The sequence below is a fragment of the Corynebacterium endometrii genome (assembly GCF_004795735.1).
Classification (GTDB): domain Bacteria; phylum Actinomycetota; class Actinomycetes; order Mycobacteriales; family Mycobacteriaceae; genus Corynebacterium; species Corynebacterium endometrii.
The window spans coordinates 941,267-961,333 of the sequence record NZ_CP039247.1; the positions used below are offsets into that span (position 1 = coordinate 941,267).

Genomic DNA, 20,067 nt, shown 5'->3' on the forward strand with positions numbered 1-20,067 from the left:
ACCCGCCCTACGCCCTTTCGCAATCGAAAGAGCGTGGGCGGGTCTGCTTGTTTTAGTGAAGCGGAAATTTGGAGTTCGGAGGGTAAAATGGTCCGCATGACTTTACGCCTTCGGACAGTTGCCGCAACGGCGCTGTGCTCCTGTTTGCTTGCGGGCTGCATGGCCAACCCTGGCCCGCCTCCGGTGGTGGAGGAAGAGGGGCAGCCAGTGACTGTCCCCGATAAGTCCGTGGTCGATGGGCAATCGGGTGGGAACGTTGATCCAACGGGGCGGCCAATTCGCAGCACTATTTCCGTAGGCGTGGATCCGCTCTCCCTAGGTCTTAATCCGCATCTGCAGGCCAATAATTCTGAATTGGTGATGCAGATAGCGGATCTCGTGTTGCCGTCCGCCTTCAATAACGGGCGCCTCAATAAGGATCTGTTGGATTCCGCAGAGGAAGTAACTCCTCCCAAGGGGGTGGCCCAGCGGGTGCAGTATTCCATTTCTTCCGCCGCGCAGTGGTCAGATGGAACTCCTCTAACTGGCACGGATTTCGAGTACCTGTGGCGATCGATGATCTCCACCGCCGGCGTAAGTCAACCGGCGGGATACCATGCTATTTCGGCCGTGACCTCCACTGATGGCGGACGCGTGGTGACCGTTGATTTCAACACCCGGGTGGCGCAGTGGCAGCTGCTTTTCGACCACCTGCTGCCCTCTCATATTCTGCAGACAGATGCTAACGGTTTCGTCGGCGCCTTAGACTCAGGCATACCCGCATCCGCCGGGCGTTACGTGCTCAGCGGCGTTGACACCGCGCGCGGCCTAATCACTTTAAACCGCAATGACCGTTTCTGGGGTGCGCAGCCTGCCAACGTCGACGTGCTGCAGCTCCGCACCGTGCGGGATACCGCGCAGGCCACCACGATGCTGAGATCAAACCAGATTGGGTTCGCGGATTTCACCCCGCAGCAGACCTCCAGCGAAGCCCTGCAATTGGTGCCAGAGGTCCAGGCTCAGACGGTAAACACTACCCGCCAGCTGCGCCTTCATATGTCCACGATGCCGAACGCTTTGAGCTCAGAGCCGCTGCGCCGCCAGTTTGCGTCCCTCATCGATCCGGCTCTCGTAGCGCGTATCGCCACTGGGCGCACCGACGCATTGCGTGTGGGGATTAACCCCGTGACCAATAATCGCGCTGAATCTTCAGGGGATCTCAGTGCCCTGAAGCTGCGGGCGGATGAGACTCCGGTGCGGATTGCCGTTGACCCGTCTGACACCCAGGCTTTTACCGCAGCGAACACAATCGTTGATGTTCTCAATGGCTCGGGGGTGGACGCGGTAGTGGTACAAGAGCGCATGAACGCTATCACGTCCACTTTGTTGCCAACCGGCGCGGTGGATGCAGTGATCGCCTGGGAGGAAACCGCCCTCACGTCTTTCAATATGGCGAAGTTCTACCAGTGCACCGCCCAGACCTTGGTTCCCGCCGACCCTTCAGGCGCCGTGGCCAACAGCGGGTCCGGGGCAACAGAGTCGGCCGGGCAGACTTCGGCTAGCGCCACCGGTGAAGCGCAAGCTGAAGGCACGGTTCCCTCCGGCGGTGAGGGGGCAGGTACCACAACGCAAACCACGACTTATATCGATTCTGGTTCGCCCATCGAGTCCCAGGAAAACGGGGATTCCACGAGTACCGAATCCACGCTGCCGCTGGCGGGAGATCTCTCGGGCTACTGCCCGGACAACGCGGAACAAACGCTCAATGCGGTTTTGTCGGGTGAGATTGAACCTCGCGGTGCACTGCAGCAGGTCCGCGCCCTTAACCGGGAGCAGGTGTTGTACGTACCGCTTTACGATGAAACTCGGGTACACGCGTTGGGGACGGGTATCGTGGGTCCGGGGCCTCGCGTTGAGCAGTGGTCTGAGAGCCTGGCCACCGCGGCAGACTGGAAAATAAGCAATTAACCGCCGCTGGGAGCCCGCGCAGCGATGTGGGCCCCAGAACGCGCATCGAGTAAAGCAAAAGCCAAGCAAGAGATAGATTTAGAAGAAAAGTCGCATTTATGACGGAAAACTTGAACGGGCTGCGGGTCCTTGCGGTCCATGCCCATCCCGATGATGAAGCCCTGTTCACGGGCGGGGTGCTGGCTAAGCTGCGCCGCTTGGGGGCGCACGTAGAGCTCCTCACGGCCACCCTGGGCGAAGAGGGTGAGGTCATTGGCGAGACCTTTAGCCAGCTAACTGTTGATAACGCTAACCTGCTGGGCGGTTTCCGCGTCCTCGAACTAGATGCCGCCTCTGAGGCGTTAGGCATCCACTACAGGCTGCTGGGCGGTGCCGGGCACTTCCGGGATTCCGGCATGGCGGGGTCCCCGGCGCACGAAAACCCGCGTGCACTGGTTAACCGTGTCGGCGAGGCGCGCGAACTCATTGCTCGGCATATCGACGATGCGCGGCCGCATCTTATTTTCACCTACGGCCCCGACGGGGGCTATGGCCACCCAGACCATATCGCCGTTCACCGCGCGGTACACGGGGCCATAGAGGATTCTCAGTGGGCCGTCCCGCGCGTATGGTGGGCGGTAATATCGCGGGCCGACGCGTACGCAGCGCTAGAGACCATAGTCCCGCCGGAAGGTTGGACCAAGCCTGATAAGGCCTACCTGGATAACTTCACTAATGAAGGCTATGACGTGGCCCTGGAGCTTGATGACGTGGATTTCGCCGCGAAGCACGATGCTCTGGCTGCCCATGCCACACAGATCTGGATGGCAGATGGGACCGTCTCCCGGACTAACCCTCATGCGGCCATAGCGACCATGAAAGAACCGTCCGTAGCCTCCCACGCGTTCGCGTTGTCTAACCTGTACACCATGGCGCTCACGCGTCGTGAACACTTCCAGCTCGGCCATGGCCAGCTGCCACCGAGCGTAGACCCCGCTGCGGCCCACGGTGCTGCCGCGTTGATAGGAGGCATTGACTATGAGTAGTGCGCCAGCGGGCCGGCTCATCCGTACGGATTTTAGCAGTGGGGAAGCCGTCATGGCCTTTGTCTGGCTAGCGTTGGGCGCCTTGCTATCGCTGTTGTTAGAGGTGGTCTACCTCGACACGGTGGTTACGCTTGGGGCGGATACGAAGTTCTACTTCCCGTTCACCGTAGCGATAGCGTTTTTATTCAACTTGGTCCTCACACGCACCGCGGCTTTATGGGTGCGCCCGGAATCCCGTCAGCACGTAGCCTCTGTGCTTCCGGCAATCCCCGTCGCGGTGTGGGCCACGGGTTTCTTCGCTTTCCTGGTGGCCGGTGAGGTGACCGGACACCAGTGGATGCCGGCCAATCTATTGCCGTTTTTGTTGCTGTTTGCCGGTTTGGGTGGGGGCATGTGGCCAATCCTGCGTGCGAAGTGACATACTAGACCTCAGCATGACAATCGTTTGTTCAGGAGTTTGAGAATCCCTTATGACTTACACAATTGCTCAGCCTTGCGTTGATGTAATGGACCGTTCCTGCGTTGAGGAATGCCCAGTTGACTGCATTTATGAGGGCAAGCGTTCCCTGTACATCCACCCAGATGAGTGCGTGGACTGCGGCGCTTGCGAGCCCGCATGCCCGGTCGAAGCCATCTTCTACGAGGATGACGTCCCGGACGAGTGGCTCGACTACAACGATGCCAACGTTGCATTTTTCGACGAGCTAGGTTCCCCAGGCGGCGCCGCAGCGCTTGGCCCACAGGACTTTGACCCGCCTTTCGTTGCGGCATTGCCACCACAAAACCAGGATTAATATTTCCACTTTCTCTCCCGGAAGGCGCTAGCTCATGGCACGTACACCACTTGGACACACTCTCCCGGATTTTCCGTGGAACTCCCTGGCCCAGGTCAAGGAAAAGGCCGCCTCCCATCCGGACGGCATTGTCGATCTGTCCGTAGGTAATCCAGTAGATGAAGTGGCCCCTGGCGTGCAGCTGGCGCTGTCCGAGAATGCTGGCGTGCCCGGCTACCCTCAGACCATGGGCACCCCGGAGCTGCGCAGGGCCATTCCGGCCGCGCTGGAGCGCCGCTACAACATGACCGGGTTGGATGAGAAGTCCGTACTTCCCGTTATCGGCACCAAGGAAGCCATCGCGATGCTCCCTACGCTGCTGGGGATCCGTGGTGAGAAGGTTATCATCCCCTCCGTGGCGTACCCGACCTACGAGGTGGGCGTGCTCATCGCCGGATCCCAGGCCGTCCGTGAGGATGACCCGGCTAAATTCGGTGAAGCGGCACTGGCGTTTATCAATTCCCCCTCGAACCCAACGGGCAAGGTGTTGGGCGTCGACCACTTGCGCGCCGTTGTGGCGTGGGCAAGGGAGCACAACGCGATCGTGGCGGCGGACGAGTGCTACATGGGGTTTGGCTGGGACGATGCCAATCCGCCGGTATCCATTCTGGATCCCCGGGTAACCGATGGTGATCACACCGGCCTCATCGCCATGCACTCCCTGTCCAAGACCGCAAACATGGCGTCCTACCGCGCTGGGTTCCTGGCCGGAGACCGTGAGCTTATCGCTGAGTTGCTCGAGGTGCGCAAGCATTCCGGGCTTATGGTTCCCGGCCCAATCCAGGGAGCGATGGTTGCGGCACTGGAAGATGATTCGTCGGAGCAATTGCAGCGCAACCGGTACGTTGCCCGCCGCGCCAAGCTCGTACGGGCGCTGACCGAGGCCGGCTTCACCATCGAGGATTCGGAGGCGGGAATGTACCTGTGGGCCACCCGCGGGGAAAACTGCCGCACCACGGTTGACTGGCTAGCCGAACTGGGAATCCTTGTAGCCCCCGGTGACTTCTACGGCCCGTTGGGTGAGCTCTATGTTCGCGTGGGGCTCAACGGCACCGATGAGCGCGTTGACGCCGCCTGCGCTCGTCTCGCGCAGGCCGTTCAAAATGCTTAAACCGGTTTTCGTACCGTGACGTCTGCGCCTATAGGCTGCCGAGAGGGAATCTCCCCACGTAAGGTGATGCTTAAGGGGGAAGTTTCAAAAGACCCCGGTGCGCCCGTATATTATGCGGGCCGCGCTGGGGATTCCCTATTTGCGCCCGGGGAAATTATCCCGCCGGGCACGCGGCTGGCAACCCCGACATTAGCGTGGTTTCACCCAGCTGTGCCTCCCGAGCCGCCCATCCCTTATGACTATGAAGTGCTCTATGAGGACGCGCACCTGATTGTGGTAGATAAGCCGCATTTCCTTCCCACTACATCGAATGGCCGTGTGGTCCGTGAGACCGTGCAGACCCGCCTGCGTGTGGATTATGGGGAAGACCATATCGTGCCGCTGCACCGTCTAGATCGCCTGACCGCCGGGGTGGTCATATGCTCCCGTAACCCGGATACGAGGGGCCGGTACCAGCGCTTATTCCAGGACAGGATGGTGCGCAAGCACTACAAGGCGCTGACAGTCCATCCGTTGGATGTGGATGAAACCATCATCCTGGGCATGCGTAAGGAGAAGGGGAGTAGGCAGGTTAAGGTCGATTCATCTGGAACCACGACCGTAACCCGCGTCCTCGCCGCCGGGAATGAAGCGAATCTCTGGCCGGTTACCGGGCACACCCATCAGCTCAGGGTGCTGCTCAATCATCTAGGTGCGCCGATACTTGGCGATGACACGTACCCGATGGATCGCGGGCTGGATCTGTATGATTTTTCAAGTCCTATGTCACTGCTGCACGCAGCATGTGAATTTACTGACCCTTTGGACGGCAGGCTGCGAGTATTTAGGTCCGGACGGGTGCTGAAGAGTACGCTCTAGAGGTTAGGTTATCGTCCCATCCAGTAGTGTAAGGAGCCCAGGCATGAGCACTCGGCGCCCCATTGGCACCCGCGTGGTTAACAACATGGGGCAGTTCATCAAGTTTGGCATGGTGGGCGGTTCCGGCACCGTGGTGAATTTGGTGGCGATGTACCTCATCACCAAGCTCCTGGGGGGCGGATGGGGCATCCATGAGGAAGACGTGCTCTTCCCGCTGTTTGGCACCGAATTTAATGTTCGTTGGTACAACCTCATCACCATCATCGCTTTCTTGGTGGCGAACATGTGGAATTACCAGCTCAACAGGATGTGGACCTTCAAGCACATCAACAAGGTCAGCTGGCTGCGCGGCTTCTTTCCGTTCCTGGCCACGGGCCTGGGGGCGATGGTATTCCAGCAGATCGTGCTAGTTTTGCTGATGAACCCCACCTCGCCAATCGCGCTGCCGCGTGACATCTTCGACGGTTCAACCGGCCTGCGCACCCCGCTGTACTACGCCACGGCTATCTCGATTGTCGCGGCAATGCCCATTAACTTCGTGGTCAATAAGCTCTGGACCTTCCGCTCCAAGCCTAAAACGCCACGCGTGGTCGAGGAAACCGAACCTACCGTGCGGGCCTAGTACCCAAACTGTAAAAGCACCCCAAGGGGTGCTTTTAGTGCCTCATGGCCCGGGAGTTAAACTGCCCGTCCAGATTCCACTTGGGGGAGGGGCTATTCCTCGTCATCGAGTTGAGAATCGAAGCGGTTTTCATCCTTTTTGCGCACCGCATTGATAACCACGGGCGTGACGATAGCCGCTACAGCGGTTCCTGCTACCGCCCCAACCATTGCGCCCTGGGCCATGCTGTCCTGGTTGACACTAAAGAGGCGGTAAACGATTCCAGCGATCATCAACACTGCGGGCAGCATAGTAAGTGCCGTGAACTTTGAGTTCACGTTCGCGCGCGGACGCGGCGCGAAATCCTTGAGCCAGGTTTGCGCGATCGACTCAGAGCAAATGATGGGGATAATAATCAGGGCGGACATCAGCGTGTACATACCGGGCAGGCCCCAAGCCAGTACCGCGCCAACCGAGTACAAGAAGAACGGCAACGAAGCATATGCCAGCGCGCAGGATTTGTACCACATCATTTCTTGATACTCGTCATCCGTGGTTTCCTTGGCGAGGCCGAATGCGTAATCGGCGAAATACCTAGTAATACTCATGGTTTATGCTTCCTGTTCATCGCCGAAGATTTCCTCGACGCTCTTTCCCAGTTCGTGGCAGATGGCCAACGCCAAGTGGACGGAGGGGGAGTAGTTTCCTTTTTCGATATTCGCGATGGTTTGGCGGGAGACGCTCACTGCCGAGGCCAGCTCGGCTTGGGAGAGTTCTTTCCAGCGCCGCCACTTGCGAACCATATTGGGGTGCTCAACCGCATTCCGCGCGGCCTGTTGAGTGGTCATGCCTAGTGGTCTTCTTTCCTTGAGACGGGTGATTCACCGGACGGAAACTGCACACGGATGAGGTTGGCGATGATAAGAAGCACACCGAGTGAGCCCATCATCAAACCAGGAAACCCCTCAAGGTAATCGGCCAGGAATCCGCTGGGAGACATGCCAAGTTGTCCTCTCATAGTGTCAACTTTTCTTTACATAACCGAATGTAAACTATTCTTTACATACTGTCAAGGGTTGACGCTGCAGATGGCCTTAGCGGGACGCCCCCGAGGCTGTGCGGGCGCGGGCTCTGCACCACGGCTGACAATCCTGCGCAACGTAAAATGCCCCCGACCACGTGGCCGGGGGCATTAGTGCTGATGGCTTCGATGCGAAGCGCCAAACGTTAGTTGTTGTGCAAGTCGGCGTTGAGCGCTACGGCCTCGGCCTTCCACTGGGTTGCTTCTACGGAACCGGTGACGGAGTTGCGGCGCAGCAGCATGCCGGAGGCACCGGACAGGGTAGAAGCCTTGATGGTGTGACCCTCCTCAACGCCGGCTACCTCGGCCACCTTGCCGAATACAGCAACCTTGGTGCCCGCGGTGACGTAGAGGCCAGCCTCGACCACGCAGTCATCGCCCAGGGAGATGCCCACGCCGGAGTTGGCGCCAAGCAGGCAGCGCTCGCCGACGGAGATGACCTCCTTGCCGCCGCCGGACAGGGTGCCCATGATGGAGGCGCCGCCGCCGACGTCAGAACCGTCACCAACCACAACACCCGCGGAGATGCGGCCCTCGACCATGGAGGCGCCCAGGGTGCCGGCGTTGAAGTTAACGAATCCCTCATGCATGACGGTGGTGCCCTCAGCCAGGTGGGCGCCCAGGCGGACGCGGTCAGCATCGCCGATGCGCACGCCGGTAGGTACTACGTAATCGACCATGCGTGGGAATTTGTCCACCGAGTACACGGTGACCGGGCCGCGGGACGCCAGCTGACCGCGCACCATCTGGAAGTCAGCCACCGCGCACGGGCCGTAGTTGGTCCATACAACGTTAGCCAGCTTGCCGAAGATGCCGTCCATATTCAGGCCGTGGGGCTTGACCGCGCGGTGGGACAAGAGGTGGAGACGCAGGTAAGCGTCATAGGTATCCAGTGGTGCATCATCAAGGTCTTTGATGGAGGTCTTTACGGCGACGCGGGCCACGCCGCGCTCCTCATCCGGGCCGACGAGGGAAGCGAACTGCTGGGGAACCTCGGTGAGCTGTTCAGTGCCGGACTCGGTGACCTCTTGGTCAGTATGAACCGCTGGGAACCACACGTCCAGAACGGTTCCGTCATGGGTGATGGTCGCTAGGCCGCGAGCGGATGCTGAAGTCATGGGTGATTAAAGCCTTTTTATGTTGGGATCAGTTGTCATGCGCATGCCAAAGTCACATGCATCCACGCCGGGTGCGTCCCGCGGCGCCTGACCGTATCCAAAGGGATCAGTTCATGCACGTTTTAGCGTGGATTTCATCGCGGGACACGGGGCGTGAGCTGGCTATGAAGTATAGCGGGCGTACCGGCCATTGTCCTTAGCGACAGGCTTCACTTTGGCCAAAGTCACATCCGGCGAAAGCGTCAAAAATGCCCCGCCGAAGTCACACCAAGGTGTCTCCAACGGGGCACGTTACGATGCCGCGCGCACCGTCCCGGGAGGGGGCGGTAAGCCTTTAGCTCGAGGCGTTGAGCTCGCGCTCATGGCGCTTGCCGGAACCCTTGCCGCCGAAAGCAAAGGCCAGAACCGCGAGCACGGCGGTCAGGATGGCGACGGCGAAAATCTGGCCACGAGCGCTCTCATCGAAGAGCATCAACACAATGAGCACGCCCAGGCCAACCAGGACGAGGATCGGCACTACGGGGAATCCACTCACGCGCATCACGGAGGTCTCACCGTTGCGTATTAGCTCCGGGTGGAGCTTGATATACGCGGCGGTAATGAAGATCCAAATAACTAGCAGGCAGCCGCCCACCGCGTTGAACAGGAATGCCAGCAGCCCTTCAGGATTCCAGTACTGCAGCCCCACGGAGGCAAAGGCGAAGATCATGGAAAGGATGACCGCATTGATTGGCGCACCAGAGTGATTCTTCTTTAGGAAGAAGCCCGGAGCGTTGCCATCCTCAGCCATGTCGTAGACCAATCGGGAGGTGGCGTAGATCTGCGCGTTGAATGCAGACAACAGGGCGATGGCGATGATGGCCTCCATGAAACCAACCGCGCCCGGAACGTTTGCCAGACCAAGCACCTGGGTGAATGGGGACTGGGCCGCGACGTCAGCGTTCTGAATCTGGCTGAATGGCAACAGCAAGGCAATCAGCAGTACGGAGCCGATGTAGAAGATGATGATGCGGAAGATGATTGCTCGTACGGCGGTGGCAACGTTGTGGGATGGATCCTCAGACTCGGCGGCCGCGATGGTGACCAGCTCGATGCCGCCGAAGGCGAACGCTACGGCCAACAGGCCGGCGGCGAAGCCTGGAACGCCGTTAGGCAAGAAGTTATCCGTGAAGTTGGAAAGATTGGCCGTATCCGTGTTCGGCCAGAGGCCGATGGCCAGCAAAGTGCCCAGCACCAGGAAGGCTACGATGACCGCGACCTTGATGATGGCGAACCAGAATTCAAACTCGCCGAAACCACGGACGGCGGCGAAGTTAACCACAGCGAAGAAGGTCACGGCGATAAGTGCTGGGATCCATGGGTCCACGCCAAACCAACCGCTGATGATCGCGGCGGCGCCGGTGATCTCAGTGCCCATCACCATGATGAGCATGAACCAATACATCCAGCCATTGGTAAATCGAGCCCAGTTGCCAAAGGCCTGTCCCGCGTAGGTGGAAAATGACCCCAGGGAGGGGCGGGCCGAAGCCAGCTCGCCCAGCATGAACATGATGACCGCGACCAGCAGGCCGGCGATTGCGTAAGCCAGAAGCACTGAGGTGCCGGAGGCCTGAATGCCCACGCCAACGCCAAGGAAGAGTCCGGCGCCCACCGCGGATCCCAGGCCCATCATGGTGATGTGGCGAGTCTTGAGCTTTTGATTGTTCGGCTCAACGGAACTTGCCGCCGCGCCTTGGGACTGAGTTGTCATATAGCTCTCCAGTACAGATATATCGGCTTCGCATAGTGACTACATAGCGCCACGGTTATGCAAATGTTTCGAGCGTCAGTCTACCCGTGTCAGGGGGAGGTGAAACAAAACTACGCCGGTTGCGTTAGCCCCATGTGGAGGGCTTAAGGGGGAGGTTTACCCCGTCCCGTGGTCACACGATTGGCGGTACCATGGCACGGGTGAGTACTTCGGCATTGAATTTGTTTGCAGATCCCATTCAGCTAACCAAGGACCTAGTTGATATCCCCAGCCCTTCCCATCACGAAAAAGAGATAGCGGACGCTATAGAAACGGCGCTGCGGGGGCTCAAGGATGCCACAGGTGCCGAGCTGGAGGTGGCTCGCTTTGGAAATACCGTCTGCGCACGGACTAACCGCGGCCATGCTTCCCGCGTTGTGCTAGCCGGCCACATCGATACCGTGCCCATCGCGGACAACGTTCCGCACCACATCGCAACCAATGATGAGGGCGAGGAGGTGATGTGGGGCTGCGGCACCACCGACATGAAATCCGGAATGGCGGTCTATCTCCACGCCTTCGCGGAGCTGGTCGCGGGGGACCGCGCCGGGGAGCTGGCCCATGATCTCACTCTGATCGCGTACGAGTGCGAGGAAGTGTCCATGGAGTACAACGGGCTTGCGCACCTGCAGCAAGACAACCCCGAATGGTTAGAGGGTGACTTAGCATTACTGGGCGAGCCGACCGGCGGAATCATCGAGGCCGGCTGCCAGGGCACTATCCGCATCCGGGTAACCGCTCACGGCACGCGTGCCCACTCGGCCCGCGCGTGGCTGGGATCCAACGCTACCCACACCCTGGCCAAGACCATGGCCTACCTCAATGAGTACACCCCACGGGAGGTAACGATCGATGAGTGCACGTACAAGGAGGGCATCAACATCGTGAAGCTGGAGTCCTTTGTGGCTACGAACACCATCCCGGATATTGCGTGGATGTTCGTAAACTTCCGCTTCGCCCCGGACCGCTCTACGGACGAGGCCATGGCGCATCTATTGGAGGTGCTCCACCTCGAACCATCTCAGGAGCGCCCCTACGACCAGCGTGACGAGTTAGCCGAGCCCGGCGCGGTGACCTTTGAGGTAGATGACGTGGCCTCGGCCGCGATGCCGGGGCTGGGTCAGCCCGCGGCCAGGGCGCTTGTAGAGGCCGTCGGCGGCAATTTCCGCGCCAAGTACGGCTGGACCGATGTGGCACGTTTTTCCGAGATGGGCGTGCCAGCCGTGAACTTCGGCTGTGGCGATCCCGGCTTTGCCCACAAGGTAGACGAGCAGTGCCCAGTCAGCCAGATTACTAGCGTCGCCGGCGAGCTGATGCAGTACCTCACCAGCAAGTAACTTGTAGACCAAAAGGACGTTGACAGCGATGACTGAACACAAACGCATCAAGCGGGGCCCGGTGATGACCCGCCGCGATGCCAATGACACCTCCACGTATGACCAGCGCCTGCTGGAGTCCGGTTCAACCTATGACTGGCAGCACGGTGACCCGTGGCGCGTACTGCGTATCCAAAGCGAGTTTGTCACCGGCTTTGATGCCTTGGCCGAACTTCCCAAGGCGGTATCCGTCTTTGGCTCCGCGCGCACCCAGCCTGACCACGAGCATTACCGGCTCGCGGAGGAGGTAGCCCGCAAACTCGTTGCCGCCGAATACGCCGTTATCACCGGCGGTGGCCCCGGCATCATGGAGGCCGGCAACAAGGGCGCCCATGAGGCAGGCGGTTTGTCCGTGGGCCTCGGAATCGAGCTGCCCTTTGAGCAGGGGCTCAATGAGTACGTGGACCTGGGCATCGATTTCCGCTACTTCTTCGCCCGCAAAACTATGTTCTTGAAGTATTCCCAGGCGTTTATCTGCCTGCCCGGCGGCCTGGGCACCATGGATGAGCTCTTTGAGGTCATGTGCATGGTCCAGACCGGCAAAGTCACCAAGTTTCCTATCGTGCTCATGGGCACCCAATACTGGGGCGGCCTGGTGGAATGGCTAAAGAACACCATGACCGAGCAAGGTTACATCAGCCCGGAGGACAACAACCTGTTCTTGCTCACCGATTCAGCCGATGAGGCCGTTGAGTACATCACCACCATCCACAAGGACATGTCAGATCTGCGTGTCAAGGGACTCGAACGCTAGGACATGAATCAGAAACCTTCTGGCCTGGCGCAGGTCATGGCCATCGTGAACCGCACCCCAGATTCCTTCTATGACCAGGGCGCAACCTTTGGCCTTGAGCCCGCGCTAAAGCGTTGCGACCAAGCGGTTGCTGAGGGAGCCACCATCATTGACATCGGCGGCGTAAAAGCGGGCCCAGGGGACAGCGTGGATGCCCAGGAGGAAATTGACCGCGTTATCCCCGCCATCGCGGCCGTCCACGAGCGACACCCGGCAGTCACAATCTCGGTAGATACCTGGCGCGCCGAGGTTGCGGAGGCCGCCATCGCGGCCGGTGCGGGGCTGATAAATGACACGTGGGCGGGCTGGGAGCCCGAGCTCGTCGAGGTGGCGGGTCACCATAAGGTTGGCTACGTCTGTTCCCACACCGGTGGCGTAACCCCACGCACCTTCCCCAACCGCGTGCACTATGACGATGTGGTCCAAGACGTGATTGCAAAGACCACCCGCCAGGCCGAGCGCGCAATTTCCCTGGGCTGCCCGGAAGAGCTTACATTCCTAGATCCCACGCACGACTTTGGTAAAAACACCTTCCATGGCCTGGAGCTTTTGAAACGGGTCGATGAACTGGTTGCCACCGGATTTCCTGTGCTTATGGCGCTTTCTAACAAGGGCTTCATAGGGGAGGTTTTGCAGCGAGATTCAACAGGGCGTCTTCCCGGCACGCTGGCCGCCACCGCCTGGGCTGCGGCCCGTGGCGTGGCGGTATTCCGCGCGCATGAGGTGCAAGACACCATGGATGTTATCCGCATGACTGCCGCGATTGAAGGCACGTTTGCGCCCATCAACTCGTGGCGCGGACTTGTCTAACACGGTCCGCCGGTAGCGCTACTCCTACCGGTGTGCCTACTTGTAAGCTTCGCCATCAAAGTGAGGGGCCAGGATGTCCCTGACTTCACGCAATGCAAGAACTCGCCGGGTTATTGCCTCGCGTCGGTAGCTAAGGCTACGGGTGGCGTTATGCTCTTCGGTAGCAGTGATCTGCCCATCCCACTTGCGGTAAATGGTGCCTGGGGCTGAATGGAAGTAACCCAAAAACAGCGTGTTGAGAGAGTGCATGAGCCAGGTGTCTTCGCTAGTTTCCACCGCGCCCCATGCACCGGATAACCATAGCGCTTGACGCCTAATACACATCGTCGTGGGGTGGACGTTAAGCACGTAATCATGGGTCATCCAGTAGTTAAATGTTGAATCACGTGGGATGATGCCGCCGGCAGGTGAGCGGTCATATCCGCTAGTGGAACCGTCCGGATGCAGATCTGTAACCTCACTGCCCGACCACATAACTTCAGGCCTGGACTCAAAAACCGCTATCTCGCGGGCAATCTGGCCTGGGGTAAGAAGGTCATCGCCGTCGAGATTCTTGATGTATTCGCCACGTGCGCGCGTTGCAGCCTTGGTGCGCGTGATGCCAATTCCACGCCAGCGATAATTGAATCCCACTTCGATCCATGGCTCATCAAGCAACGCGCGAAGTGCAGCCTCGGTCTTTTCATCTACCGGGCCGTCAAAATGCACCTGCCACTCAAGCTCAATGTGGTCAGGAACCTCCTGAGCCTTGAGGGTTTCAAGCACGTCACCAAGGTAATCAGTGCGGTTACAAGCTACGGCAGAAACAACACTGTAGACGGTTCTTTGGGTCACGGTCACTAGCTTTCAACTTCGGGATTGGTTTCTTCGACGGGTGCCACGGCGGTTTCTGAAGAATCTACTGGAGTTTCATCAACAAACCATGACCCATTAAAAGCCAACGCGCCGATTGACAGGATCACCGCGCCAAGCGCAATAAGGATGGAGGCTTGAGACACGAACACTGAATTGCGGTACCAGGCTACTCGGCGGCGCTCACGATTCTGAGCCTTGGCGTCTGCCTCTTCAATGGCCTTGAGCACCTCCGGGGTTGGGTTATGGGAGAACTCAAGGTATTTGTTATTTGGATTCTGGGACAAGGACAGGCATGACGCACACGTGTCCCGTTTGGGCGTTTCACTTGCGTGCTGAACGAACACGGAATTACACAACGTACATCTTCTTGTCACAACGGCTTCACCGCACTCTTTACACGTGCGCGCGGACGCAGACATCTCACCGTGTAAGTCAGCGGTGTGAGCAACCGTATCGGCCAGTTGCTGCTGGATCTGGTTATCAACGCGGTCAGCTATGCTCTCACTCAGAGAACGCCGTAGGCGCCGTTCAAGCTCACGCTCTCTTTGCTTTTGCGTAGGAGGATGCTTCGCGGATTTTACCCCGGTATCGGTGAGGTTCCGGGTCATGACAAAAATCAAGCCGGAGAAGGCTACGAGGCCAATCAGCAAGATTCCGGAGATGATAACTGCGGATGCCAGATTCTGCTGGTTGGAGCCAATAGAAGCAGCACCAACCGCGAAGGCAACGGCCGAGGAAAACAGTGCTAGTACCTCAGTAGAGCGAAGCGTGTTGTTATCAAGCTTGGTATTGACCCTTGATTCGGTTTCTTCCATCCGTTCCGCTGCCTGCTGGGCCTTCTTAATCAGATCATAGGATTCGACGGTGAAAATAATCTGTGTGCGCTCCTGAAGGATTCTCTCCATTATCTCGATTGAAAATGAAGTGCCTACGTTAGCGCGCGACATGGCAATTGAAATTGTTGAATAAGCAGCGTCAAACTGGGCCGAACGCCGGTAGGCGCGGGCCAACTTGAGCAGTAATAAAGGGTCTTGCGGGGATTCACCAAATTCCTCTGAATTGGTTTGGAATTGTTTAATGGTTTCCACCGTGATACCGGCCAGCCGCTGCGCATTAGGCGCCTCATCCAGGGCTGAGAGCACCAAATCCCGGACACGAAGCGTTTCAAAGGGCTTCGAATTTTGGATAGCGGACTTGAGTAGATACGGAAGATCCGCAATCTCCTCTGACTCAGAAATGACCTTGCTGGTATACGTGGGTTTTTCTAACAAGAGACGGGCATAGCCACCAATTGCTTGGCCAAGTGCAGTGGTTTTAAAAGAGCTGCTTACACCCTGGCCGGTTACCAAGAGTTCATGCAGTCCTTCAACATCCTTGGCGAAACGGAAACGCTCACACAGTACCGCTGAAATGAAGTACTCACGGATAGTCCAGTCGTTGGTTGCACGGAAAGTGCGCAGTTCTTCTTGCCAATAGCTGACGGTGTTTCTGTATCTAGTCAGGAACGCAACCCGGTTCATGGTCTTGGAAAAGAACGGGTCCAAGCTTTGCTTGTCTGGATACCTCTCCTCAAACCACGTAGCGCAGAAGTCCAACAGGTTAAGATCGTCAGTGTTTTTCTCGGCCAACAATCCAAACACCGTGACCAGGTCAAGGTAGGAAAAGGTTGGGCAATCCTCGATGACCACTCGCGTCTCTTGGAAACTTCCTACCTGGTTCAGCAGAGTGGTGAAATCTTCTACTGATGCATCCTGCAGCAAGCGCTCAATGAAATTCCTGCTATTGGGACTCTCGGTGGCTTTAGTCAGGATGCTGGCAATGCTGCTTTTATCAACCTCAACTGGTTCTTGGAGGCCTCTGGCTCGCGCGGGGCTAGGTGATCCGGAGCAAAAGTCATTGTCGCTGTAGATAGGGAGATTCATAATTTATAAATTTTATGCGTGGACAGTGAAATATTGGGAAACTAGGCAATATTAAAGCGCGGTGGCTCAGCTCAAGTCTTCTCCCGTAACGTTCATTCCTCCCGCCTTCGTAGTAGGGGGTAGGGATTCGGCATGTGTTGGAGCTAAAGATGGAGCACGGTGTCAGCCCTTGGGCTCGCAAACGGTAGCATGAATGCCATGCTTTCCTGGATTGTTCTCATCGCCATCCTGATCCTGCTCATCATCTTTGGCACCTGGGCCTGGAGCGCAACATTCGGCTGGTTTGACGGTCTGGGCACCCCGGATGCTGACATTGACGTGCCTCGTGCCAACCGTAGCGCGGTGGAGAACAATCGCTTTGCTGATATCGCCTTTGACGTGGTGGCACGCGGTTACCGCCAAGATCAAGTCGATGATGTAATAGAGTCCTTGGCTAACCGCCTTGCCGAGGCCGAGGCTCGCCTAGCCCGAAACGCCGCTCCGGCGTCACCGCTAGACCCTAAAACCCAGCCGCTTACTGGGCAAAGCGAGAACCTGAACCTTAACGGGTGACCGGCCCGTGCGTCGCTGTGGGATGAAAAGAAAGAATTAGCCCACTCGAACGTTTTGGAAACGCCTGTTCAGGGCCCACTTCAGCCCGTTGCGGTGCGAATTTGCGGCCCCAAGCACCGCAAAACCGCGTAAAATAGCAAGGGTGACCAAATTATGGTCGCTTATATTTTAGCTTTATGAATGGGAGTTGAGCTTCGATGGCAGCTATGAAGCCTCGTACAACTGGCGGCGAGATGGAAGCGGTGGAAGAATCACGCAAGATCGTGATGCGCATCCCTTCCGACGGTGGTGGGCGCATCGTCGTTGAGTTAAGCAAAGAGGAAGCGGCGGAGCTCGGTTCGCTCCTTACAGAGGCCGCCAGCTAGTCTGGACCCATGCTTTCACACATCATTGATGTTCTTGCCGATCCCGTAGATGGGACAGGCCTGACCGGTGCTGACGATTTCTCGCGCCTAGTATCTGATTCGGGCCATTCTTACGACGTTGCTAAACAGGGCTACGTAACCTTGGCCGGTGGGGCCGGGCTCAAACACAAGGGTGACGATTTGGATATGGTTCGCGCCCGTGAAACCTACCTTTCCAGGGGGCACTTCGCTCCCTTCGTTGAGGCGGTTACCGGCGCGGTGCAGGATATCCTTGATGCGGCCGAGGTGCCCGATGAGGCGGAGCCCGCCCTGCTCGAAGTTGGCGCCGGCACCGGTTACTACCTGGCGCACACCCTTGATTCCGTCCGGGGCGCGCGCGGCATTGGCCTTGATATTTCCCCGCATGCGGCAAAGCACTTGGCGAAGTGCCACCCGCGCGTGGGAGCCGTGGTTGCGGACGTCTGGGATCGCCTACCCATCAAGGACGGCTCGATTGATGCCATCTCCGTCATCTTTGCCCCACGCAACCCGGCGGAATTCCAGCGTGTTCTCACCCCAGGCGGGGAAGTGGTTGTTCTGACCCCGTGCTCCGGTCACCTCGATGAGCTGCGCGAGCCTTTGGGCATCCTGGGCGTAGAAGAAGGCAAGGTCGAGCGCATGTACGAGCAGGCCAAGGGATACCTCGAGCAGTCTGCCGATCCGGTGGATATCTCATTCCCCATCGAGCTAGATCGTGATTCCATCAAGGCTCAGGTGGCCATGAGCCCGTCAGCCCGTCATATCAGCCGTGACGAATTGGCCCAGCGCATGGCCGCGCTGCCGGAGACCATGACGGTCACGGCGCATGCCCGCTTGGATCGTCTCCGGGCGAAGAAATAACGCGGGGCTCAACCTTAGTTTCCCAGTCACCACCAGGCTTTCCAGCCGGGTGGTGATTTTTTCTGCCCCCTTAAGTCGATAGATACTCAAATTATTGCTCTTGGGTATCCAAACGTGTCTTTAAAGTGCGGAGATTAGAATTCGAAAGACCCGAACCCGGTGATTGCCACGTGGATTGGGACGCTAGGCTAACGTCCCCGCCAACCGCGCCATGACTCCTGGCGTCCGGCCGAGGAGTCCTAAGTATGCGTTGCGGCTAGTCTGGAAGATGACGCCCGGTCGCCGGCGTCTAGGGCCGGTACCTGGGTATGGATTGGCCTTTGCTTTGGCGCCTCGCGCCAGGGGCTTAAGCGATGGGGCGGCCCAAAAGCCCGGCAAGCAAGCCGAAGCGGCTGCAACGTTTCCAGCCCCGGGCTCGCCGGCCGCTAACGGATGGCGGGCGGCAACCACCGGGGCCGCGGACTGCTTTTATATCCGGCGAACCTAACGCCAGCGGAGAACGCCGCAATGGGGAGTACGCCAACGGGGATAGGGAAACTGACTACGTCAAAGGGGCGACTTACGGGAGCCGCCCCTTCGACGCAGTTTTAAATGCTTTAGCCCCGTTTCCAGCCGTGCCTGGGTTTAGCTGCCGTGGCGTTCCCACTCGCGGACGATTTCAGCCTCGCCAGACGTGGAGGCCGAAATACCAGAGCAACCCCCGTCAAAATACACGCGGGAAGCCATGGCTACCTGGCCGCCGTCCGCATAAACTTCAACGGTGGAACCATCCACAACGATGGTCAAGGAATCAGAATCATCCTCGCGCAGCGGGGCCGAGGCCACCGCGTCCCCCGCGTAGCTATCCTGATAGGCCCCGCACAAGGAGCGGTCCAAGGTTAGTTCGTCACCGGAGTGCTTAATGATGGCGGCAGGGGAGCCATTGCCATCGAGCAGCTGTACTTCAACCTCAGAACCGGAGGGAACCTCAAGCAGGCCGGTCCACAGGCGCGCGCGATCCGTCGTGGCAACCGCATCGGGCAAACCGCGTGCCGGAGTCTGATAGATGACCCCGCCCTGCAGCGTCAGGTAACGCGGGAGGGATAGCGCATTGGCCCAGCCCTCTTGGCTCAGCGATGGATGCTCAGCGGGCGCGTCCTGGCGGCCGGCGCCGCTCATCAGGCCAAAGATTACGGCCTCCTCGTAGCGTTTGTCCGCGTCTATTGTTCCTGCGGTGACGTTGGTGTTGCGCGGGCGGGTGAAATCATGCCCGTAATCGATGCGCTTGAACCCCGTGACCACGTTAAAGACGGTGCCCTCGAGGCGGCCAACAAGGTAACCGGATAGCTCGGCCCCGTCGCGCTCAAGGGTGATGAACAATACGTCATAGATTTCCCCATCCACCTCATCGCGCAGGCGGATGATGCGCGGTGCCGCTACCGGCGGCAGTTCATTGCCCGGCGCCTCGGAGGATTTGAAACCGGTATCTTCACCCTCGAAGGTGAGTTCACCGTCCAGCGTCCACGAGACCCCATCGGCACTGGATAAAATGACGGGGGTGGAGCTGCCGGCCTCGCCGGTGAGGGCTAGCATCAGCCAGCCCTTGTGGCCCTCTGAACGATCCCCATTATCCCAGTCGGGGACCACGCACGGCGTGCGGAAGCGGGTAAATCCCTCCGTGTCCTGGACAATTGCACCGTGGCGCAGAACATGGGGGTCCAAGGCGCCTATCTCATCAGAAACCTCACAGACGTCATCGACGTTGGCGTAGCTTGCTAGGTTCACGGAGGAGCCCGCACCGGTGATGGACGTGAAGTAGAGGTTGATGCCGCCATCGACCGCGGCCACCGCACCCGCACGGAGACCGGTTTCGCCGCCGGCTGGGGCGAGGACATCATCGCATTCGATCCAGTCGAAAGGAAGTGAGGTCGAGTACGTGTGACCCCAGCGTGACTTTTCATCAGCGCCGAGCTTGTACTGGAAAAACAGGTGCCAGGATTCACCGTCCAACAAAACGCCGGCTGGTGCCTCGAGCACGCCAGTCTCTGTGGTGAAGTGAAGTTCAGGGCGATGGATGTCAGTGGTCATTGACCCTCAACACTCCTTAAGAGATTAAGTGGAGAATTATGCTTCGAACACGCCATGATACTTAAAAATAAATCTGCGGGTTTTC

Annotated in this window: 21 protein-coding genes; 13 read left to right on the plus strand and 8 right to left on the minus strand. The window is 58.6% G+C overall.

Annotation, left to right across the window (positions count from 1 at the left end):
* Positions 1–96: 96 nt before the first annotated feature.
* From CENDO_RS04285 to CENDO_RS04315, 7 genes are all read left to right on the plus strand, one after another.
* Positions 97–1,947, plus strand: coding sequence for an ABC transporter family substrate-binding protein (locus CENDO_RS04285; RefSeq protein WP_246014377.1), 1,851 nt, complete (start codon positions 97–99; stop codon positions 1,945–1,947).
* Positions 1,948–2,045: 98 nt separating this feature from the next.
* Complete coding sequence (gene mshB, locus CENDO_RS04290; protein WP_136140938.1) at positions 2,046–2,972, plus strand: N-acetyl-1-D-myo-inositol-2-amino-2-deoxy-alpha-D-glucopyranoside deacetylase; 927 nt, start codon at positions 2,046–2,048, stop codon at positions 2,970–2,972.
* Complete coding sequence (locus CENDO_RS04295) at positions 2,965–3,390, plus strand: hypothetical protein (RefSeq protein ID WP_136140939.1); 426 nt, start codon at positions 2,965–2,967, stop codon at positions 3,388–3,390. The genes mshB and CENDO_RS04295 overlap by 8 nt, the downstream gene beginning before the upstream one ends.
* Before the next feature lie 52 nt (positions 3,391–3,442).
* The gene (gene fdxA / locus CENDO_RS04300; RefSeq protein ID WP_136140940.1) at positions 3,443–3,766 is read left to right on the plus strand and encodes a ferredoxin; all 324 of its coding nucleotides are present in this window, start codon (positions 3,443–3,445) and stop codon (positions 3,764–3,766) included.
* A 34-nt stretch (positions 3,767–3,800) separates the two neighbouring features.
* On the plus strand, positions 3,801–4,916 hold the full coding sequence (gene dapC, locus CENDO_RS04305) for a succinyldiaminopimelate transaminase (RefSeq protein ID WP_136140941.1): 1,116 nt from the start codon (positions 3,801–3,803) through the stop codon (positions 4,914–4,916).
* A 66-nt stretch (positions 4,917–4,982) separates the two neighbouring features.
* A complete protein-coding gene (locus CENDO_RS04310; RefSeq protein ID WP_136140942.1) occupies positions 4,983–5,774 on the plus strand; it encodes a pseudouridine synthase in 792 nt (263 codons plus the stop codon).
* Between the two features lie 43 nt (positions 5,775–5,817).
* Positions 5,818–6,396 (plus strand): GtrA family protein, encoded by a 579-nt coding sequence (locus CENDO_RS04315; RefSeq protein ID WP_246014379.1) that lies wholly within the window; start codon positions 5,818–5,820, stop codon positions 6,394–6,396.
* A 92-nt stretch (positions 6,397–6,488) separates the two neighbouring features.
* Here CENDO_RS04315 and CENDO_RS04320 read toward each other — a convergent pair whose 3' ends face one another.
* The 5 genes from CENDO_RS04320 to CENDO_RS04335 all read right to left on the minus strand — a co-directional run bounded on the left by CENDO_RS04320 (position 6,489) and on the right by CENDO_RS04335 (position 10,324).
* The gene (locus CENDO_RS04320) at positions 6,489–6,983 is read right to left on the minus strand and encodes a hypothetical protein (protein ID WP_136140943.1); all 495 of its coding nucleotides are present in this window, start codon (positions 6,981–6,983) and stop codon (positions 6,489–6,491) included.
* Positions 6,984–6,986: 3 nt separating this feature from the next.
* Positions 6,987–7,223, minus strand: coding sequence for a helix-turn-helix transcriptional regulator (locus CENDO_RS04325; protein ID WP_136140944.1), 237 nt, complete (start codon positions 7,221–7,223; stop codon positions 6,987–6,989).
* A gap of 2 nt (positions 7,224–7,225) precedes the next feature.
* Positions 7,226–7,393, minus strand: coding sequence for a hypothetical protein (locus CENDO_RS11140; RefSeq protein ID WP_168707167.1), 168 nt, complete (start codon positions 7,391–7,393; stop codon positions 7,226–7,228).
* Positions 7,394–7,602: 209 nt separating this feature from the next.
* Complete coding sequence (gene dapD / locus CENDO_RS04330; RefSeq protein ID WP_136140945.1) at positions 7,603–8,574, minus strand: 2,3,4,5-tetrahydropyridine-2,6-dicarboxylate N-succinyltransferase; 972 nt, start codon at positions 8,572–8,574, stop codon at positions 7,603–7,605.
* Between the two features lie 334 nt (positions 8,575–8,908).
* Complete coding sequence (locus CENDO_RS04335; RefSeq protein ID WP_136140946.1) at positions 8,909–10,324, minus strand: amino acid permease; 1,416 nt, start codon at positions 10,322–10,324, stop codon at positions 8,909–8,911.
* A 200-nt stretch (positions 10,325–10,524) separates the two neighbouring features.
* Between CENDO_RS04335 and dapE the strand changes: the two genes are divergently transcribed.
* Genes dapE through folP form a run of 3 tightly spaced genes read left to right on the plus strand, consistent with a single transcriptional unit; the run spans position 10,525 to position 13,342 of the window.
* Complete coding sequence (gene dapE / locus CENDO_RS04340) at positions 10,525–11,700, plus strand: succinyl-diaminopimelate desuccinylase (protein WP_246014381.1); 1,176 nt, start codon at positions 10,525–10,527, stop codon at positions 11,698–11,700.
* Positions 11,701–11,728: 28 nt separating this feature from the next.
* Positions 11,729–12,493 (plus strand): LOG family protein, encoded by a 765-nt coding sequence (locus CENDO_RS04345; RefSeq protein ID WP_136140948.1) that lies wholly within the window; start codon positions 11,729–11,731, stop codon positions 12,491–12,493.
* Positions 12,494–12,496: 3 nt separating this feature from the next.
* Complete coding sequence (folP, locus tag CENDO_RS04350; RefSeq protein ID WP_246014383.1) at positions 12,497–13,342, plus strand: dihydropteroate synthase; 846 nt, start codon at positions 12,497–12,499, stop codon at positions 13,340–13,342.
* Between the two features lie 36 nt (positions 13,343–13,378).
* On the opposite strand, the gene CENDO_RS04355 is transcribed toward folP, so the two are convergent.
* Both CENDO_RS04355 and CENDO_RS04360 read right to left on the minus strand, forming a co-directional pair.
* Positions 13,379–14,182, minus strand: a complete 804-nt coding sequence (locus CENDO_RS04355) for a glycosyltransferase family 2 protein (RefSeq protein ID WP_136140949.1) — start codon at positions 14,180–14,182, stop codon at positions 13,379–13,381.
* Complete coding sequence (locus CENDO_RS04360) at positions 14,182–16,119, minus strand: hypothetical protein (RefSeq protein ID WP_136140950.1); 1,938 nt, start codon at positions 16,117–16,119, stop codon at positions 14,182–14,184. The genes CENDO_RS04355 and CENDO_RS04360 overlap by 1 nt, the downstream gene beginning before the upstream one ends.
* 198 nt (positions 16,120–16,317) lie before the next feature.
* On the opposite strand from CENDO_RS04360, the gene CENDO_RS04365 reads away from it, so the two are divergent.
* From CENDO_RS04365 to CENDO_RS04375, 3 genes are all read left to right on the plus strand, one after another.
* Entirely contained in the window at positions 16,318–16,671 is a 354-nt protein-coding gene (locus CENDO_RS04365) for a cell division protein DivIVA (RefSeq protein ID WP_210726569.1), read from the plus strand.
* Between the two features lie 197 nt (positions 16,672–16,868).
* Complete coding sequence (locus tag CENDO_RS04370; RefSeq protein ID WP_136140951.1) at positions 16,869–17,036, plus strand: DUF3117 domain-containing protein; 168 nt, start codon at positions 16,869–16,871, stop codon at positions 17,034–17,036.
* Between the two features lie 9 nt (positions 17,037–17,045).
* A complete protein-coding gene (locus CENDO_RS04375; RefSeq protein WP_136140952.1) occupies positions 17,046–17,915 on the plus strand; it encodes a methyltransferase domain-containing protein in 870 nt (289 codons plus the stop codon).
* Positions 17,916–18,539: 624 nt separating this feature from the next.
* Here CENDO_RS04375 and CENDO_RS04380 read toward each other — a convergent pair.
* Complete coding sequence (locus tag CENDO_RS04380; RefSeq protein ID WP_136140953.1) at positions 18,540–19,982, minus strand: GH32 C-terminal domain-containing protein; 1,443 nt, start codon at positions 19,980–19,982, stop codon at positions 18,540–18,542.
* Positions 19,983–20,067 lie beyond the last annotated feature (85 nt).

Bases quoted from the DNA above. Each gene is read 5' to 3' on its own strand.
- CENDO_RS04360 (WP_136140950.1), bottom strand. From the start codon at position 16,119: ATGAATCTCCCTATCTACAGCGACAATGACTTTTGCTCCGGATCACCT.
- CENDO_RS04295 (WP_136140939.1), top strand. From the start codon at position 2,965: ATGAGTAGTGCGCCAGCGGGCCGGCTCATCCGTACGGATTTTAGCAGT.
- dapC (WP_136140941.1), top strand. From the start codon at position 3,801: ATGGCACGTACACCACTTGGACACACTCTCCCGGATTTTCCGTGGAAC.
- dapD (WP_136140945.1), bottom strand. From the start codon at position 8,574: ATGACTTCAGCATCCGCTCGCGGCCTAGCGACCATCACCCATGACGGA.
- CENDO_RS04335 (WP_136140946.1), bottom strand. From the start codon at position 10,324: ATGACAACTCAGTCCCAAGGCGCGGCGGCAAGTTCCGTTGAGCCGAAC.
- CENDO_RS04310 (WP_136140942.1), top strand. From the start codon at position 4,983: ATGCTTAAGGGGGAAGTTTCAAAAGACCCCGGTGCGCCCGTATATTAT.
- CENDO_RS04315 (WP_246014379.1), top strand. From the start codon at position 5,818: ATGAGCACTCGGCGCCCCATTGGCACCCGCGTGGTTAACAACATGGGG.
- CENDO_RS04285 (WP_246014377.1), top strand. From the start codon at position 97: ATGACTTTACGCCTTCGGACAGTTGCCGCAACGGCGCTGTGCTCCTGT.
- CENDO_RS04325 (WP_136140944.1), bottom strand. From the start codon at position 7,223: ATGACCACTCAACAGGCCGCGCGGAATGCGGTTGAGCACCCCAATATG.
- CENDO_RS04380 (WP_136140953.1), bottom strand. From the start codon at position 19,982: ATGACCACTGACATCCATCGCCCTGAACTTCACTTCACCACAGAGACT.
- CENDO_RS04320 (WP_136140943.1), bottom strand. From the start codon at position 6,983: ATGAGTATTACTAGGTATTTCGCCGATTACGCATTCGGCCTCGCCAAG.
- mshB (WP_136140938.1), top strand. From the start codon at position 2,046: ATGACGGAAAACTTGAACGGGCTGCGGGTCCTTGCGGTCCATGCCCAT.
- fdxA (WP_136140940.1), top strand. From the start codon at position 3,443: ATGACTTACACAATTGCTCAGCCTTGCGTTGATGTAATGGACCGTTCC.
- CENDO_RS04345 (WP_136140948.1), top strand. From the start codon at position 11,729: ATGACTGAACACAAACGCATCAAGCGGGGCCCGGTGATGACCCGCCGC.
- CENDO_RS04370 (WP_136140951.1), top strand. From the start codon at position 16,869: ATGGCAGCTATGAAGCCTCGTACAACTGGCGGCGAGATGGAAGCGGTG.
- folP (WP_246014383.1), top strand. From the start codon at position 12,497: ATGAATCAGAAACCTTCTGGCCTGGCGCAGGTCATGGCCATCGTGAAC.
- CENDO_RS11140 (WP_168707167.1), bottom strand. From the start codon at position 7,393: ATGAGAGGACAACTTGGCATGTCTCCCAGCGGATTCCTGGCCGATTAC.
- CENDO_RS04375 (WP_136140952.1), top strand. From the start codon at position 17,046: ATGCTTTCACACATCATTGATGTTCTTGCCGATCCCGTAGATGGGACA.
- CENDO_RS04365 (WP_210726569.1), top strand. From the start codon at position 16,318: ATGCTTTCCTGGATTGTTCTCATCGCCATCCTGATCCTGCTCATCATC.